Origin of the sequence: Stutzerimonas zhaodongensis, from assembly GCF_003696365.1 — a bacterium.
GTDB classification, from domain to species: Bacteria; Pseudomonadota; Gammaproteobacteria; order Pseudomonadales; family Pseudomonadaceae; genus Stutzerimonas; species Stutzerimonas zhaodongensis.
Window position 1 is genome coordinate 50,938 of sequence record NZ_RFFM01000008.1, and the last position, 15,686, is coordinate 66,623.

The following is a 15,686-nucleotide window of genomic DNA, read 5'->3' on the forward strand; positions in this document are numbered from 1 at the left end:
AGCAGGCCCCGGCTGCTCAAAAAAAAGCGCCGGTTGAAACTGGCAATATCGTGACTCAGCAGTCATGCTTGGCGTCTGCCTGTATCTGCAAACGTCTTGGGAACCACCCGGCATGAGCCGCGATAGCCGCTACCTGGAAGCCATTCTGCATCACGACATCCCACTGACCCGGGCGATGGGCCTGCGAGTCGAGCATTGGGAAAATCACGAACTGCGTCTGAAGGTTCCGCTACAAGCGAACATCAACCACAAGAGCAGCATGTTCGGCGGCAGCCTTTACTGCGCCTCGGTGCTGGCGGGCTGGGGTTGGCTGCACCTGCGGCTCCGGGAAGCGGGAATTGAAGACGGTCATATCGTGATTCAGGAAGGCCAGATCGATTACCCGCTACCGGTAGTCGATGACGCCACGGCCATCTGCGCTGCACCCGCCGACGATGCCTGGAACCGGTTCGAAGCAATCTACCGCCGTCGCGGCCGCTCTCGCCTGACCCTCAATAGCCGCATCCTTGCCGCCGATGGCCGCGACGCCGTGCGCTTCACCGGGCAGTTCGTACTGCACAAATAGCCCGTCCAAGCCCGACCCGCCATCAGCTTTACGGCACCGGACCTTTCGAGCGAGAAGCGGCAGCCACTCTTGCTCGGCTGATGCGCAACCCGATGCGTACACACACCGGGTCACGGCGGGCTTACACGTAGCGCGACTTGGGGGTGGCCATAGGTAGCGGGCCATCGCCGATCAGGCGGAACTCACCACGTGCCGCATCGTAGGCGCGGATCTCGCTGGTGCCGATGTTGTAGACCCATCCGTGAATGAACAGCTGCCCGCTGGCCAACCGCGCCGCCACCGATGGATGGGTTCGCAGATGATCGAGCTGCGCCAGCACGTTCTCCTCGGTCAGCACACCCAGAGTATTGTGGTCAGCACAGCCGCAATTTTCTTCCACTACCGTCCGCGCCACCTCAGCGTGACGCAGCCAGCTCCTGACAGTCGGCATCCCATCGAGGCTGGACGGGTTCAGTACCGCTTTCATCGCACCGCAATCGGAATGGCCGCAAACGATTATGTGATGCACCCCAAGCGCCATTACAGCGAACTCGATGGCAGTCGACACGCCACCGTTCATGATCCCGTATGGAGGGACTATATTGCCGACGTTGCGCGTGACGAACAGGTCGCCAGGTGAGCTCTGGGTAATCAACTCGGGCAGGATGCGCGAGTCCGCACAGGTAATGAACATCGCACGCGGCGTCTGCTCGTTGGCCAGCTTGCTGAACAATTCGCGCTGCTGCGGGTAGATTTCTTCGCGAAACTGGATGACCCCCGCGACCAGGTTATCGAGCGCCTCCTGCGCCGTTTCGCTCGTCTTGTCTTCGAGACTCATAATTCGATCTCACTTTATGGTTGGTTAGGTACGACGTTGCACGCCTGGGTTCAGACACCAGATAAATGTGACAGGCCTTGACGACGCCAGAGCGCAAAGCCCTAGCGCCCTGACTCAGCTGTTACCGATGGTCAAAAGATAGACCAGCCAATGCGCTGCGACAGTTTCTCCAGCGCCGCCATGCCGATCAGCGAGTTGCCGGCCTGATTCAATTCGGGGCACCAGACGCACACCGTGAAGCGGCCTGGCACCACCGCGACGATGCCGCCACCCACCCCGCTTTTGCCAGGCAAGCCCACACGGTAGGCAAAATTACCGGCCTCGTCATAAAGGCCGCTGGTGGCCATGATCGCATTGACCTGTTTCGCCTGCCGCGGGCTCAGCACCGACTCGCCACCCTCCAGGCAAGCGCCGTCACGCGCAAGAAAGCCGAACGCCCGGGCCAGATCGACGCAGCTCATACGCAACGCGCAGTGATGAAAATAGCTGCGCAGTACCGCTTCGACATCGTTATGAAAGTTACCGAACGCCTGCATCAGATAAGCCATCGCCGCATTTCGGGCACGGTGTTGATACTCCGACTCAGCGACCCGGCTGTCGGAGACGATCAGCGGATTGCCCGACAGATGCCGAACAAAATCTCGCATCGACAGCGCAGGCACCGCGAAGCGCGACTGATTGATGTCGCAGATCACCAACGCACCGGCGTTGATGAATGGGTTGCGCGGCCGGCCACGCTCGAACTCCAGCTGCACCAGCGAGTTGAACGGCTGCCCGGAAGGCTCATGCCCCAGCCGCTCCCACAGGGTTTCGCCACCATGCTGGATCGCCTGGACCAGGCTGAACACTTTGGAGATGCTCTGAATCGAGAACGGAGTCGTGGCATCCCCCGCCTGGTAGACCTCACCCTCCGCGCTATAGACCGCAATTCCCAGCTGATCAGCCGGCACATCCGCCAGCGCCGGAATGTAATCCGCCACCTTGCCCTGCCCGAGCAACGGGCGCACTTCATCAAGGATTTCGCTTAAAAGGTTCTGCATGCAAGTCCTGTGGAAGGTAAGTCGCGTGACGCGCAATAGGCTACTAGACGCCATTCAAGCGGTGCTCATCACAGCATTCCCAGATCTCCATTCATACCGGACAGCAAGTGGAGCAGCTCCATCGCTCAGGTTCAGAGGCTGAAGCCGAAGCAGTGAGACCTAAAGCCATTGGATACATCCCTGCGCTTACGGCAGCAGCGCCGTTTTCGACTTCACGATGGCCTCAGGTATAGTGCCGCCCGCTTTACGGGGCACGGCCTGTGCTCCGGGCGTCACCACAAGGAATGAATGATGATACTGAAACGTGCTGCGGGCCTGTTGGCGCTCGCATTGGCGATCACCGGCTGCTCCACCGCGAGTTACTTCAAACTGCCGGAGAACAGCAAGGTCGCCGTCTACGAGCGACCGCAGCAATACTCTCAGGGGCTGGTCAAGACACGTCCGTTCTTCTGGACGGCGGCTGGCGGCATTCCCTACAAGCTCAGCAGCGACGATGGCGAACTGCTGCAGCAAGGCAAACTGCGTGCGCGCTTCCGCGTTGCGTCTATTTTCTGGCCACCGGGCGGCATCATTTACTGGCCGATGGGCTTCGGCCAGCGCTGCTATGACCTGACCGGTGCCGAGCCACTCAGCTGCACTCAGGCCGACCTCAAGACCCTGCGCAGCCAGCGCCGGCTAGAGCGCTAGGTTCAGCGGCTGTCCATCGCCTTGGAGTGAGCGAGGCGATGGATGAACCGAGCACCTCACCGTCCGGGCAGCGACCGGTCGATTCATCACTCGGTCTAGAATTTTTGAGGCCGCAGCACCTCGACCTCTGCCAGATAGCAAACCATCGCAAAGTTGTCGTAATAACGCGCCTGCAGATGCCCGGCGATGCGTTCGGCCGTTTCACGGTTGCAGATGATTTCCAGCCGGATATTGCCGTCATTGTCCCAACCGGCGCTACGCATGCCACGGCTGCCGCGGCCGCGGGCGTCGGAGAATGTCCAGCCTGGCGCACCGAGGTGGTCGAGATCGACCTCCAGCTTTTTCTCCAGCGCCGCCTCACAGATCACGGTGAGCAGGGTTCGGGTCGCGGTCGTCATGTCTACAGTCCCCATGCGATCAGGGTTTCGGCCAGCAGGAGATACAGTGGAATGCCGACCAGGATGTTGAACGGAAAGGTGATTCCCAGCGACGCCGTGAGGGACAGCGAGGGATTGGCTTCAGGTAACGCTAGACGCATGGCCGCTGGCACCGCGATATAGGAGGCACTGGCCGCCAGCGTCGCGAGCATGGCGGTGCCGCCTAGTGAAAGCCCCATGAAGCGCGCCAGCAGCGCGCCGATCACGGCGCCCGTCAGGGGCATTCCAAGGCCAAACAGGGCCAGTCGCAGGCCATAACGCCGTAGCGATCCAAGCTGGCCGGAAGCGATCAGGCCCATCTCCAGCAGGAAGAGCGCCAGCACTGGCTTGAACATGCTGGTGTAGAAGGGTTCCAGCGGCTTGATCCCCTCCTTGCCCGCAATGGCACCAATGATCAGCCCGCCGAGCAGCAGCATGATGCTCTTGCCGAGGAAGATTTCTCGCCCCAGCTCACGCCAGTTGGTGTCGCGCGTGATGCCCTTGGCAAGCACAATCCCGATGAGGATCGCCGGTATTTCCAGAATCGCCACGAACAGCGGCATGTAGCTCTCGAAATCGATCCCTTTGGCGAGCATGAACGCCACGACCACGGCGAACGTCCCGGCGCTTACCGAGCCGTAATGCGCAGCGACACTGGCCGAGTCAACCCGCGAAAACCCCAGCACGCGCAGCAGCGGGAAGGCCAGAAGCGGCAGCGCGCAGCCCAGTAGCAATACCAACGCAGACTGGCCCAGCAGCGCAGCGCTCGCCTGTTCGGCAAGCTCGACACCGCCGTGCAAGCCGATCGCCAGCAGCAGCAGGATGGACAGCGTTTCATACAACGCTGGTGGCAGTTTCAACTCGCTTTTAACAAGCCCGGCAAACAGGCCGAACAGGAAAAACAGCACTACTGGGTCAAGCCCCATCGATACCTCCCGGTCCTTCAATCATCAGCCCGCACTATAGGCAAAAAAAGGGAGCCTTTCGGCTCCCCAAGGGACATCTGTTAAGCCTCGATCTCAATCAGCAGATCGCCCGGCGTCACCCTGTCACCCTTGGCCACGTGTACCGCCTTGACTGTACCTGCTATCGGCGCCTGGATCTCGGTTTCCATCTTCATCGCTTCGCTGATCAGTACGGCCTGGCCGGCTTTGACCGCATCGCCCTCCTTGACCAGCACATCAACCACGTTGCCCGGCATGCTGGTGCTGACATCGCCCGGCCCATTGGCCTGCTTGCGCTGACCGCCGCCACTGCCGCCGACGAAATTGTTCAGCGGCTCGAACACCACTTCCTCCGGCATACCGTCGATGGAGAGGAAGAAGTGCCGCTTGCCTTCGCCTTTGACGCCCACGCCGGTGATGTCGACGCGGTAGGTCTCACCGTGCACATCGATGACGAATTCGGTCGGTACGCCCTGCCCGCCCGCGGCGGTAGCCGTGCTGCCGTCAGGAATCGGCAGCAAGGTCTCGGGCACCAGCGTGCCGGCCTCGCGCTCCTCGAGAAATTTGCGGCCGATGTCGGGGAACATGGCATAAGTCAGCACGTCTTCTTCGGACTTGGCCAGCGCGCCGATTTCGCGCCGCAACTTGTCCAACTCGGGCTTGATCAGGTCCGCCGGGCGCACCTCGATGAACTCCTCCCCGCCGATCGCCTGGCGCTGCAGCTTGGCGTCGATGGTGCCCGGTGCCTTGCCATAGCCACCCTGCAGGTAGAGCTTCACCTCGTTGGTGATGGTCTTGTAACGCTCGCCGGCCAGCACGTTGAAGAACGCCTGGGTGCCAACGATCTGCGAGGTGGGCGTGACCAGCGGCGGGTAGCCCAGGTCCTTGCGCACGCGCGGGATCTCGGCCAGCACTTCGTCCATGCGGTTTAGCGCGCCTTGCTCCTTGAGCTGGTTGGCAAGGTTGGAAATCATTCCGCCCGGCACCTGATTGACCTGCACGCGGGTATCGACGCCGGTGAAGTCGCTCTCGAACTGATGGTACTTCTTGCGCACCGCATAGAAGTACAGCCCGATCTCCTGGATCAGTTCCAGATCGAGGCCGGTGTCGTAGGGCGTGCCGCGCAGCGCGGCGACCATGGACTCGGTGCCGGGGTGGCTGGTGCCCCAGGCCATGGAGGAGATCGCGGTGTCGATGTGGTCGGCGCCATTCTCGATGGCTTTGAGCTGACACATGCTGGCCACGCCTGCCGTGTCGTGGGAATGGATGAACACCGGTAGATCGATCTCGGCCTTCAGCGCACGGACCAGATCACCAGTAGCAAACGGCGTCAGCAACCCGGCCATGTCCTTGATCGCGATCGAGTCGACGCCCATGTCACGCATCGCCCGGCCCTGCTCGACGAACGCCTCGACGGTGTGCACCGGACTAGTGGTGTAGGCGATGGTGCCCTGCGCGTGCTTGCCGGTCTTTTTCACCGCACGTATGGCGATTTCCAGGTTCCGCACGTCGTTCATCGCATCGAAGATGCGGAACACGTCGATACCGTTTTCCGCCGCCTTTGCGCAGAAGGCCTCTACCACGTCATCGGCGTAGTGCCGATAGCCCAGCAGGTTCTGGCCGCGCAGCAGCATCTGCAACCGGGTATTGGGCAGCGCCGCTTTCAACTGGCGCAGGCGCTCCCAGGGGTCTTCCTTGAGAAAACGCACGCAGGCGTCGAAGGTCGCGCCGCCCCAGACTTCCAGCGACCAGTAGCCGACGCGGTCGAGCTTCTCGCAGATCGGCAGCATATCCTCGGTGCGCATGCGGGTAGCCAGCAGCGACTGATGGGCGTCACGCAAGATGGTGTCGGTAACGGTGATTTTCTTCTGAGCAGTCATGGTTCGTTCCTCACAGTCCTGCGTGGGCGGCGATGGCGGCAGCGATGGCCAGGGCCAATTCGCCCGGCTTGCGTTTGATCGAGTAATTCAGCAGTTCCGGATGGTTGTCGACGAAGCTGGTGTTGAACTGCCCGCTGCGGAAATCCGGATTGGCGAGAATCTGCTGGTAATAGGTGGCAGTGGTCTTCACGCCCTGCACGCGCATGTCGTCCAGTGCGCGCGAACCGCGGGCCAGCGCCTCCTCCCAGGTCAGCGCCCAGACGATTAGCTTCAGGCACATGGAGTCGTAGTACGGCGGGATGGTGTAGCCGGTGTAGATCGCCGTATCGGTACGCACACCGGGGCCGCCGGGAGCGTAGTAACGGGTGATCTTGCCGAAGCAGGGCAGGAAATTGTTGCGAGGCTCCTCGGCGTTGATACGGAACTGCAGGGCGAAGCCGCGATACTGGATGTCTTCCTGCTTGACCGAAAGCGGTAGGCCCGAAGCGATACGGATCTGCTCGCGGACGATGTCGATACCGGTGATTTCCTCGGTGATGGTGTGCTCGACCTGCACGCGGGTGTTCATTTCCATGAAGTACACCTCGCCCTCGGCGAGCAGGAACTCCACGGTGCCGGCGTTCTCGTACCCCACCGCCCTGGCAGCACGTACCGCCAGGTCGCCGATATAGGCACGCTGCTCAGGAGTCAGCTGCGGGCTGGGGGCGATCTCGATGAGCTTCTGGTTACGGCGCTGGATCGAGCAATCGCGCTCGAACAGATGCACGGTGTTGCCGAAGGAATCGGCAAGGATCTGCGCCTCGATGTGCTTGGGCTCGACGATGCATTTCTCCAGAAACACGTCGGCCGAACCGAAGGCCTTGGTGGCCTCGGATATGACCCGCGGATAGGCCTGGGCCAATTCTTCGCGCGAGTTGCAGCGACGGATACCACGACCGCCACCGCCAGACGTCGCCTTGAGCATCACCGGATAGCCAATGCCGTCAGCCGCCGCCAGCGCTTCCTCAACATTCGCGACGTTGCCTTCGGTGCCTGGCGTGACCGGCACTCCAGCCTTGATCATGCTGCGCCGCGCTTCGGTCTTGTCGCCCATGCGGCGAATCACTTCGGCGCTCGGGCCGACGAAGCGGATGCCACGCTCGGCGCAGATTTCCGCCAGCTCGGCGTTTTCAGAGAGAAAGCCGTAGCCCGGATGCAGGGCGTCGCAGCCAGTTTCAACAGCAAGATTCACCAGCTTGCGCGGGTTCAGATAGCCCGCGAGCGGGTCCTCCCCGATGAAGTAGGCCTCGTCGGCGCGTTTGACGTGCAACGCATGGCGATCGGGCTCGGCGAACACCGCCACTGAGCGCACATTCATTTCAGCGCAGGCCCGCACGATGCGGACGGCTATTTCACCGCGGTTGGCGATCAGCAGCTTCTTGATCACGCTGTCATTCCCTCGGTCGATGAGCAGAAGGCCGCCATGAGGGGCCGCATATCGCCTGCACCAGTTGCAAGCCTCCAAACCCTACGCCGATGAGCACGATTACTGAAAATGAATAATAGTTTGACTGAGAATAAGTAGTTACTTATACCTGATCGCTATGGGCCAGCGGGCGGGGCGCAGAGCGCTTGCAAAGCACACGGCAATCACAAGATAAGGAGCGTCGAGTCGATGCGAAAAAGCATGATGCGCATCACCCTGCGCCAGTTGCAGGTTTTCCGCGCGGTTTGTGAAAGCCGCTCCTACAGCCGAGCAGCCGAAGAAATGGCCCTGACCCAGCCCGCCGTGAGCTTGCAGATTCGCCAGTTGGAGGAGCTGATCGGGCAGCCGCTGTTCGAATATCTGGGGAAAAAACTCTACCTGACCGCAGCGGCCGAAGCGTTGCAGCGCGCCAGCACGGACATCTTCGGGCGGCTCGACAGCCTGGATATGCAACTGTCCGACCTGCAGGGCTCGCTACAAGGTCAGCTCAATCTCGCAGTCGAGTCGAGCGCCAAGTACATCACGCCGCATCTGTTCGCCGCGTTCAAACGCAAGCATCCGGAGGTCAGCCTTGAACTGGTGGTGGTCAACCACGCGCAGGCGGTGAAGCGTCTGTCGATCAGCCGTGACGACCTGCTGATCATGTCGCAAGTGCCGACCGATATGGACTTGGAGTTCCTACCCTTTCTCGATAATCCGATCGTCGCAGTCGCGCCCGTGGACCATCCGTTATGCACAGCACCAGAGCTGAAGCTACAGGATCTCACCCGCTACCCTCTGCTGATCCGCGAACCCGGCTCAGGCACTCGCAAGGCCGCCGAGGATTATCTGCGGCAGAAACGTGCCCATTTCGCTCAGACGGTGCAGGTGGCATCGCTCGATGCGCTGCGTGAGAGCGTGGCGGCGGGACTTGGACTGGCGCTGATACCTCGCCACGCCGTGCATCTGGAGCTGGCGCACGGGTTGCTCCACGAGCTACCCGTACTGGAGTTGCCGCTCTATCGCAGCTGGTGCGTGGTTCACCCGCGCGGCAAGCGGCTGAGTCCCGTCGCCCAGGCGTTCTTCGCCTTCATCCGTGAAGAGCGTGCGCAGATCAGTGCGCTGGCTGCCCGCTTTGATGGCGCGCCGGCAGGCCGTCCAGCAGCGGGCTGATCATCAACAGGTCCGGATATTCCATCAACTGCGCATGCAGCTGGCGCTGTTCGTCGTAGCTCTCGATCGCGCGGCGGAAATGCATGCGACGCTCGTCCTGCACTTTGCGGCGGGCGCGGGCGTCAAGGTTGACGTAGGCATCACGTGGCTGAGACATGCTGTTCTCCCGGATAGTGAAGTACTGGGAGGCTCAGCATCGAAGTGTTGGGTGACGCTATGAGGTCAACAAGATGACGGAGTGATGACGGAGGACCGAGCGGTCACGTTGCGTCAATCCTCGTGGGTCTTCACCGATTTGGGCGACAGGCGCAGACTGCGAAGGCTGCGCTTCACGCTCTTGAGATGGTTGACCAGGCTAGGGCCGCGCGCCATGGCAACACCCATTGCCAGCACGTCGATCACCACCAGATGCGCAATACGCGAAGTCAGCGGCGTGTAGATCTCGGTGTCTTCCTGTACGTCGATGGCCAGATTAATGGTCGCCAACTCCGCCAGCGGCGTCTGGCTCGGGCAAAGGGTAATCAGCGTGGCGCCGGATTCGCGCACCACATTTGCCGTGATCAGCAAGTCCTTGGAACGGCCCGACTGGGAGATGCAGATCGCCACGTCGGTGGGCTTGAGCGTGACGGCGGACATCGCCTGCATATGGGGGTCGGAGTATGCCGCAGCGCTGAGCAGCAGGCGGAAGAACTTGTGCTGGGCATCGGTAGCTACTGCACCGGAGGCACCAAAACCATAGAACTCCACACGCTCGGCCACAGCCATGGCGGCGACCGCTCGCTCCAGCGCATCAGAATCGAGCTTCTCGCGCACTTCCATCAAGGTGTGCAGGGTGGTGTCGAAGATCTTCAGCGCGAAGTCAGTGACCGAATCATTTTCGCTGATCGCGAACTGGCCGAAGCTCGCCCCCGCGGCGAGACTCTGCGCCAGTTTCAGCTTGAGATCCTGAAAACCCAGGCAACCAATGGCGCGACAGAAACGCACGATGGTTGGCTCGCTGACGCCCACCACATGGGCCAGATCAGCCATCGAGCTGTGCATCACCGCTGCTGGGTCGAGGAGCACATGGTCGGCAACTTTCAGTTCCGACTTGCGTAGCGAACTTCTCGATTGGGCAATGTGTTGCAGCAGGTTCACGTGGCGGACTCGCTATGATCAAAACCTGGCAAGAATGGTCGAACGCTGCGGGTGCGCTCGCATCCGTCGTGCCGGCTGGGTTGTAGTGGACTTGTAGTTATACTACAAGCCTCGCAGTATCGCCCACCTACGTGCCGTTTAAAACGTAAGCGAGAAAGGCAAAACAAGGCAAAATCGGCCGAAGAAGCGGAATTACGTGCTTGTTCATCCGGCACGTGAATCGAGTCTGTCCACCTTATTGGAGTGACGCTGTGTCTATTTCCTGCGACATGCTGGTATTCGGCGGTACCGGCGATCTGGCACTACACAAACTCATCCCTGCGCTCTATTACCTGCACCGCGAGAAGCGGCTGCACGATGATGTCCGCATTCTTGCGATTGCCCGTCAGGACATCGACCTCGATGCGTACCTGACCCTGGCCGAGCGTCACATCCGCGCTCAGATAACGCCCTCGGACTTCGAGGCTGACATGTGGAAAGCGTTCAGCCAGCGCCTCGATTACTTCTCCATGGACGCCACCCAGCGCGGCGAGTTCGTCCGCCTTGCCCATCACCTGGGCCAGCCAGAAGGCCGCGTTCGTGTGCACTACCTGGCGACTGCGCCCAATCTGTTCGAGCCCATCGCGTCCAACCTCGAAAGTGCGGGACTTGCGGGAGAAGAAGCTCGCATCGTGCTGGAAAAGCCCATCGGCCATTCCCTGGAGTCGGCGCTCGAGATCAACGAGGCCATCGGCAACGTCTTCCCCGAATCACGCATCTATCGGATCGACCACTATCTGGGCAAGGAAACGGTGCAGAACCTCATGGCGCTGCGCTTTGCCAATGCCCTGTTCGAACCGATCTGGCGCAGTGGTCAGATCGATCACGTGCAGATCACGGTGGCCGAAACGCTGGGCGTTGAGGAGCGTGGCAGCTACTACGACCATGCTGGCGCCATGCGCGACATGCTGCAGAATCACCTGCTGCAGCTGCTGTGCCTTGTGGCGATGGAAGCGCCGGTACGTTTCGATGCCAAGTCCATCCGCGGCGAGAAGGTGAAGATTCTCGAAGCGCTCAAACCCATCACAGGTAACGATGTACAGGACAAGACCGTGCGTGGTCAGTACGTCGCCGGACAGATCGGCGGAAATGATGTCCAGGCCTACTACTTCGAAAAGGATGTCGATAACGACAGCGATACCGAAACCTTCGTCGCGGTGAAGGCCGAGATCGATAACTGGCGCTGGGCCGGCGTGCCCTTTTACCTGCGCACCGGCAAGCGTATGGCGAAGAAGCGTTCGGAAATCATCATCACCTTCAAGCAGGTGCCGCACATGCTCTTCACCAAGGGCGAGGTCAACCGCCTGGTGATCCGCCTGCAACCTGAAGAAAGCATCAGCCTGCAGTTGATGGCCAAGGCACCTGGCAAAGGCATGCAGCTGGAGCCGGTCGAGCTCGACTTGAACCTGGCCCACGCCTTCAGCAGCACACGGCGCTGGGAAGCCTATGAGCGTTTGTTGCTGGATGTGATCGAGGGTGATTCAACGCTGTTCATGCGCCGCGACGAAGTGGAGGCGGCCTGGAACTGGGTCGACCCCATCCTGCGCGGCTGGCAGAGCCATTACCGTAAACCGCGACCCTATCCGGCCGGAACGGACGGCCCGGATCAAGCTCATCAGCTGATCGAGCATCAGGGCCGCAAATGGTGGCGCTGAGCCATTTCTCAGGTTGATTTTCAACGGCCGGTATCCCGCTCCAGCCTCTGGGCTGGAGCGGATTAGTGCAACTAACGGCAACTACCGATATCGACCAACACGCAACTACCGCCTAACTTCGCGGCTTCACATGGAAATCTCATCGCCACAAAAATTTCACTCAGCATGACGAGGTCGTCATCTCCGCTGAACAAGTCATCCATATCTGGCCAAGATATCCGCAACACAACTCGTAAGTTCAGGCTGAGTATCTGCCCTCGATATCGCCCCATGTTCGCCCTAGTCCGCAGGCGTGAAAACCTGCGTATTTCCTTAGCATCAACGACCCACTGAAATCTCGATAAAATCCTTTTAATACAAGGGATTGTGTTGTCACAGCCACGCCATCTGACCAGACTCTCCTAACGCCCGCGTGACCAATGTTGAATGAGCTGATTCCTGGCTACCGATATGCACTGACTATCTGACCTGTATCCCGCCGAACGTCCGCTAGTTGTGGATTCGGATTTGAAAGTTCAACTTTCGCGATAAACGGCGAACTTCGAAGATATCAGTGGCGAACCAGCGCCCATGATCGGCAACTCGGGTTGAGATTAATTTTTTGATGTGTTTATTCTAGAAAAGGATTTCAATCAACAACCCCAAAGGATTTGTTTTGAGTGTTCCTACCGTAACGCTCCGTCGCCCAACCGACGGCGACGGTCATCCCCTCCATGAGCTGGTAGCACGTTGCCAACCTCTGGACATCAATTCGGTGTACTGCAACCTTCTGCAGTGCTCGGATTTCGCCGATACCTCCATCGCTGCCGTTAACGCAGACGACCAATTGGTAGGTTTCATTTCCGGATACTGCCCGCCTTCCCGCCCGGACACCTTGTTCGTCTGGCAGGTTGCGGTCGACGGCTCGATGCGCGGCCAGGGTCTGGCTTTGCGCATGCTGATGGCCCTTATCCAACGGGTCGCCACTGAGCAGGGCATCAGCTATCTGGAAACCACCATCTCGCCGGACAACGGGGCATCCCAGGCGCTGTTCAAGAAGGCTTTCGCCAAACTCGGAGCCGACTACAGCACCCGCACCCTGTTCGCTCGCGCCGAACATTTCGCCGGCAAGCACGAAGACGAAGTGCTCTACCGCGCCGGCCCGTTTGCCGCACCTAAATCAGAAGAAGAACTTGAGGAAAACGCATGAAAACTTTCGAACTGCACGAATCTGGCGTTCGCAGCTACTGCCGCTCCTTTCCAGTGGTCTTCAAGCAAGCCCGTGGCGCCGAACTGATTACCCGCGAAGGTAAGCATTACATCGACTTCCTCGCTGGCGCCGGCACGCTCAACTACGGCCATAACCATCCGGTGCTCAAGCAGGCGCTGCTCGATTACATCGAAGCTGACGGTATCACTCACGGTCTGGACATGTACTCCGAGGCGAAGGAGACCTTCCTGTCGACCTTCGACCGGCTGATCCTCAAGCCGCGCAACATGGACTACATCATGCAGTTCACCGGCCCGACCGGCACCAACGCGGTGGAAGCCGCGCTGAAGCTGGCGCGCAAGGTGACTGGCCGTAACAACGTCATCAGTTTCACCAACGGCTTTCACGGCTGCAGCATCGGTGCCCTGGCGGCGACCGGTAACAAGCACCATCGTGGCGCTGCCGGCGTCCCGCTGACCGATGTCAGCCGCATGCCTTACGCCAACTATTTCGGCGACAAGGTCAACACCATCGCGATGATGGACAAGCTGCTGACCGACCCGTCCAGCGGCATCGACAAGCCGGCTGCCGTGATCGTGGAAGTGGTCCAGGGCGAAGGCGGCCTCAACGCCGCCTCCGCCGAGTGGGTCCGCAAGCTGGAAAAACTCTGCCGCAAGCACGAGATGCTGTTGATCGTCGACGACATCCAGGCCGGCTGCGGCCGTACCGGCACCTTCTTCAGTTTCGAAGAGATGGGCATCAAGCCGGACATGATCACCCTGTCCAAGTCGCTGTCTGGCTACGGCTTGCCGTTTGCCATGGTGCTGCTGCGCAAGGAGCTGGACCAGTGGAAGCCGGGCGAGCACAACGGCACCTTCCGCGGCAATAACCACGCGTTCGTCACCGCGGCCGCTGCCATCGAGCACTTCTGGAAGGACAACGCATTCGCCGATAGCGTCAAGGCCAAGGGCAAGCGCATCGCCGACGGCATGAACAAGATCGTCCGCCGCTACGGCCCGGACTCTCTGTTCGTCAAAGGCCGCGGCATGATGATCGGCATCAGCTGCCCGGACGGAGACACCGCTGCGGCCATCTGCCGCCACGCATTCGAGAATGGTCTGGTCATCGAGACCAGCGGCGCCCATAGCGAAGTGGTCAAGTGTCTCTGCCCGCTGATCATAAGTGAAGAGCAGATCGACAAGGCCATGAGCATCCTGGACAAAGCGTTTGCCGCCGTGATGTCCGATCAGGCCGCCACCCAAGTTTCGTGAGGAGAGTTTGAGATGATCGTACGTACCCTGGCTGAATGCGAGCAGTCCAACCGCAAGATCACCACCGAGACCTGGGACAGCACGCGGATGCTGCTCAAGGACGACAAGATGGGCTTCTCGTTTCACATCACCACCATCTACGCCAACACCGAGACGCACATCCACTACCAGAACCATCTGGAGTCGGTGTACTGCATGAGCGGCAATGGTGAGATCGAAACCATCGCTGACGGCAAGATCTACAAGATCGAGCCGGGCACGCTGTACATCCTCGACAAGCACGACGAGCACCTGCTGCGCGGCGGCACCGAGGAAATGAAGCTGGCCTGCGTCTTCAATCCGCCGCTCAACGGCAAGGAAGTACACGACGAAAGCGGCGTTTATCCGCTGGAGGCTGAAACCGTCGTCTGAGGCGACAGAGTGGGACGAGCCCGCTCGTCTCACTGAACCGCAGGGCGGCCCGCATCGTCCTGCGACACCGATTCAAGGAGAAACTAACGTGAACCCCGTGCAAGCCGACCTGTACCCTTCGCGCCAGCACGACGAACCTAGCTGGCAAGAACGTCTGGATCCGGTTGTCTATCGCAATGACCTGACCAACGCCCCGATCGCACCGGACCAGCTCGAACGCTTCGAGCGTGATGGTTATCTGGTCATCCCCAACCTGTTCAGCGCCGAGGAAGTCGCGGTATTCCGCGAAGAGCTCGACCGCATGCGCCAGGACCCGGCCGTAGCCGAATCCGGCAAGACCATCAAGGAACCCGATAGCGGCGCGATCCGCTCGGTGTTCGCCATCCACCAGGACAACGAGCTGTTTGCCCGCGTCGCCTGCGACGAGCGCATTGCAGCTATCGCCAGCTTCATTCTGGGCGGCGACATCTATGTGCATCAGTCGCGAATGAACTTCAAACCCGGCTTTACCGGCAAGGAGTTCTACTGGCATTCGGATTTCGAGACCTGGCACATCGAAGATGGGCTGCCGCGCATGCGCACCCTGAGCTGCTCGATACTGCTGACCGACAACGAGCCGCACAACGGCCCGCTGATGCTGGTGCCGGGATCACACAAGCACTACATCCGCTGTGTGGGCGCAACCCCGGAGAACCACTACGAGAAATCACTGCGCAAGCAGGAGTTCGGCGTGCCAGACCATGACAGCCTGACCCGGCTAGCGGAACGCTATGGCATCGACACCGCCACCGGCCCGGCGGGCAGCGTGGTGTTCTTCGATTGCAACACGATGCACGGTTCGAACAGCAACATCACGCCCAGTGCGCGGAGCAACCTGTTCTACGTCTACAACCATGTAGATAATGCCGCGCAGGCCCCATTCTGTGGGCTTTCGCCACGCCCGGCCTTTGTTGCCGAACGCGAGAACTTCGAGCCGCTGCAGATCCAGCCACAACGATATCTCTGAAATTAGGTTAAT

General features: G+C 60.3%; 16 protein-coding genes. 8 read left to right on the forward strand and 8 right to left on the reverse strand.

All coding sequences use genetic code 11. The features are described 5' to 3' along the window. The first annotated feature begins 112 nt into the window (after positions 1–112). Positions 113–565, forward strand: coding sequence for a thioesterase domain-containing protein (locus EA797_RS20145; protein WP_122168529.1), 453 nt, complete (start codon positions 113–115; stop codon positions 563–565). Positions 566–686: 121 nt separating this feature from the next. Here the strand turns inward: EA797_RS20145 and EA797_RS20150 are convergent, their stop codons facing one another. Both EA797_RS20150 and glsB read right to left on the reverse strand, forming a co-directional pair. Then, positions 687–1,382, reverse strand: coding sequence for a carbonic anhydrase (locus EA797_RS20150; RefSeq protein WP_122168531.1), 696 nt, complete (start codon positions 1,380–1,382; stop codon positions 687–689). 131 nt (positions 1,383–1,513) lie between these two features. Further along, complete coding sequence (gene glsB, locus EA797_RS20155) at positions 1,514–2,422, reverse strand: glutaminase B (RefSeq protein WP_122168533.1); 909 nt, start codon at positions 2,420–2,422, stop codon at positions 1,514–1,516. A gap of 291 nt (positions 2,423–2,713) precedes the next feature. Between glsB and EA797_RS20160 the strand changes: the two genes are divergently transcribed. Continuing rightward, positions 2,714–3,109: a hypothetical protein gene (locus EA797_RS20160; protein ID WP_122168535.1), complete on the forward strand. Its 396-nt coding sequence runs from the start codon at positions 2,714–2,716 to the stop codon at positions 3,107–3,109. A 95-nt stretch (positions 3,110–3,204) separates the two neighbouring features. On the opposite strand, the gene EA797_RS20165 is transcribed toward EA797_RS20160, so the two are convergent. The 4 genes from EA797_RS20165 to EA797_RS20180 all read right to left on the reverse strand — a co-directional run bounded on the left by EA797_RS20165 (position 3,205) and on the right by EA797_RS20180 (position 7,775). Further along, on the reverse strand, positions 3,205–3,507 hold the full coding sequence (locus EA797_RS20165; protein WP_122168537.1) for a P-II family nitrogen regulator: 303 nt from the start codon (positions 3,505–3,507) through the stop codon (positions 3,205–3,207). 2 nt (positions 3,508–3,509) lie between these two features. Further along, positions 3,510–4,451, reverse strand: coding sequence for a sodium-dependent bicarbonate transport family permease (locus tag EA797_RS20170; protein WP_122168539.1), 942 nt, complete (start codon positions 4,449–4,451; stop codon positions 3,510–3,512). A gap of 80 nt (positions 4,452–4,531) precedes the next feature. Beyond that, positions 4,532–6,349, reverse strand: coding sequence for a sodium-extruding oxaloacetate decarboxylase subunit alpha (gene oadA, locus EA797_RS20175; RefSeq protein ID WP_122168540.1), 1,818 nt, complete (start codon positions 6,347–6,349; stop codon positions 4,532–4,534). A 10-nt stretch (positions 6,350–6,359) separates the two neighbouring features. Then, entirely contained in the window at positions 6,360–7,775 is a 1,416-nt protein-coding gene (locus EA797_RS20180) for an acetyl-CoA carboxylase biotin carboxylase subunit (protein ID WP_122168542.1), read from the reverse strand. 228 nt (positions 7,776–8,003) lie between these two features. Here EA797_RS20180 and EA797_RS20185 point away from each other — a divergent pair, with 228 nt between their 5' ends. Beyond that, complete coding sequence (locus EA797_RS20185) at positions 8,004–8,966, forward strand: LysR family transcriptional regulator (protein WP_122168544.1); 963 nt, start codon at positions 8,004–8,006, stop codon at positions 8,964–8,966. On the opposite strand, the gene EA797_RS20190 is transcribed toward EA797_RS20185, so the two are convergent. Beyond that, positions 8,908–9,123 carry a PA3496 family putative envelope integrity protein gene (locus EA797_RS20190; RefSeq protein WP_122168546.1) on the reverse strand — a complete coding sequence of 72 codons (216 nt, stop codon included), beginning with the start codon at positions 9,121–9,123 and terminating at the stop codon, positions 8,908–8,910. The genes EA797_RS20185 and EA797_RS20190 overlap by 59 nt on opposite strands. Before the next feature lie 113 nt (positions 9,124–9,236). Continuing rightward, entirely contained in the window at positions 9,237–10,103 is an 867-nt protein-coding gene (gene hexR, locus EA797_RS20195; RefSeq protein WP_122168548.1) for a transcriptional regulator HexR, read from the reverse strand. A gap of 251 nt (positions 10,104–10,354) precedes the next feature. On the opposite strand from hexR, the gene zwf reads away from it, so the two are divergent. The 5 genes from zwf to thpD all read left to right on the forward strand — a co-directional run bounded on the left by zwf (position 10,355) and on the right by thpD (position 15,674). Beyond that, entirely contained in the window at positions 10,355–11,797 is a 1,443-nt protein-coding gene (gene zwf / locus EA797_RS20200) for a glucose-6-phosphate dehydrogenase (protein WP_122168550.1), read from the forward strand. Between the two features lie 655 nt (positions 11,798–12,452). Further along, positions 12,453–12,986 (forward strand): diaminobutyrate acetyltransferase, encoded by a 534-nt coding sequence (gene ectA / locus EA797_RS20205; RefSeq protein WP_122168551.1) that lies wholly within the window; start codon positions 12,453–12,455, stop codon positions 12,984–12,986. After that, on the forward strand, positions 12,983–14,257 hold the full coding sequence (gene ectB / locus EA797_RS20210) for a diaminobutyrate--2-oxoglutarate transaminase (RefSeq protein ID WP_122168553.1): 1,275 nt from the start codon (positions 12,983–12,985) through the stop codon (positions 14,255–14,257). The genes ectA and ectB overlap by 4 nt, the downstream gene beginning before the upstream one ends. Before the next feature lie 12 nt (positions 14,258–14,269). Further along, complete coding sequence (locus tag EA797_RS20215; protein WP_122168555.1) at positions 14,270–14,668, forward strand: ectoine synthase; 399 nt, start codon at positions 14,270–14,272, stop codon at positions 14,666–14,668. Between the two features lie 97 nt (positions 14,669–14,765). After that, positions 14,766–15,674 carry an ectoine hydroxylase gene (gene thpD / locus EA797_RS20220; protein WP_122168637.1) on the forward strand — a complete coding sequence of 303 codons (909 nt, stop codon included), beginning with the start codon at positions 14,766–14,768 and terminating at the stop codon, positions 15,672–15,674. Positions 15,675–15,686: the final 12 nt, after the last annotated feature.

Bases quoted from the DNA above. Each gene is read 5' to 3' on its own strand.
- EA797_RS20145 (WP_122168529.1), top strand. From the start codon at position 113: ATGAGCCGCGATAGCCGCTACCTGGAAGCCATTCTGCATCACGACATC.
- EA797_RS20150 (WP_122168531.1), bottom strand. From the start codon at position 1,382: ATGAGTCTCGAAGACAAGACGAGCGAAACGGCGCAGGAGGCGCTCGAT.
- glsB (WP_122168533.1), bottom strand. From the start codon at position 2,422: ATGCAGAACCTTTTAAGCGAAATCCTTGATGAAGTGCGCCCGTTGCTC.
- EA797_RS20160 (WP_122168535.1), top strand. From the start codon at position 2,714: ATGATACTGAAACGTGCTGCGGGCCTGTTGGCGCTCGCATTGGCGATC.
- EA797_RS20165 (WP_122168537.1), bottom strand. From the start codon at position 3,507: ATGACGACCGCGACCCGAACCCTGCTCACCGTGATCTGTGAGGCGGCG.
- EA797_RS20170 (WP_122168539.1), bottom strand. From the start codon at position 4,451: ATGGGGCTTGACCCAGTAGTGCTGTTTTTCCTGTTCGGCCTGTTTGCC.
- oadA (WP_122168540.1), bottom strand. From the start codon at position 6,349: ATGACTGCTCAGAAGAAAATCACCGTTACCGACACCATCTTGCGTGAC.
- EA797_RS20185 (WP_122168544.1), top strand. From the start codon at position 8,004: ATGCGAAAAAGCATGATGCGCATCACCCTGCGCCAGTTGCAGGTTTTC.
- EA797_RS20190 (WP_122168546.1), bottom strand. From the start codon at position 9,123: ATGTCTCAGCCACGTGATGCCTACGTCAACCTTGACGCCCGCGCCCGC.
- ectB (WP_122168553.1), top strand. From the start codon at position 12,983: ATGAAAACTTTCGAACTGCACGAATCTGGCGTTCGCAGCTACTGCCGC.
- EA797_RS20215 (WP_122168555.1), top strand. From the start codon at position 14,270: ATGATCGTACGTACCCTGGCTGAATGCGAGCAGTCCAACCGCAAGATC.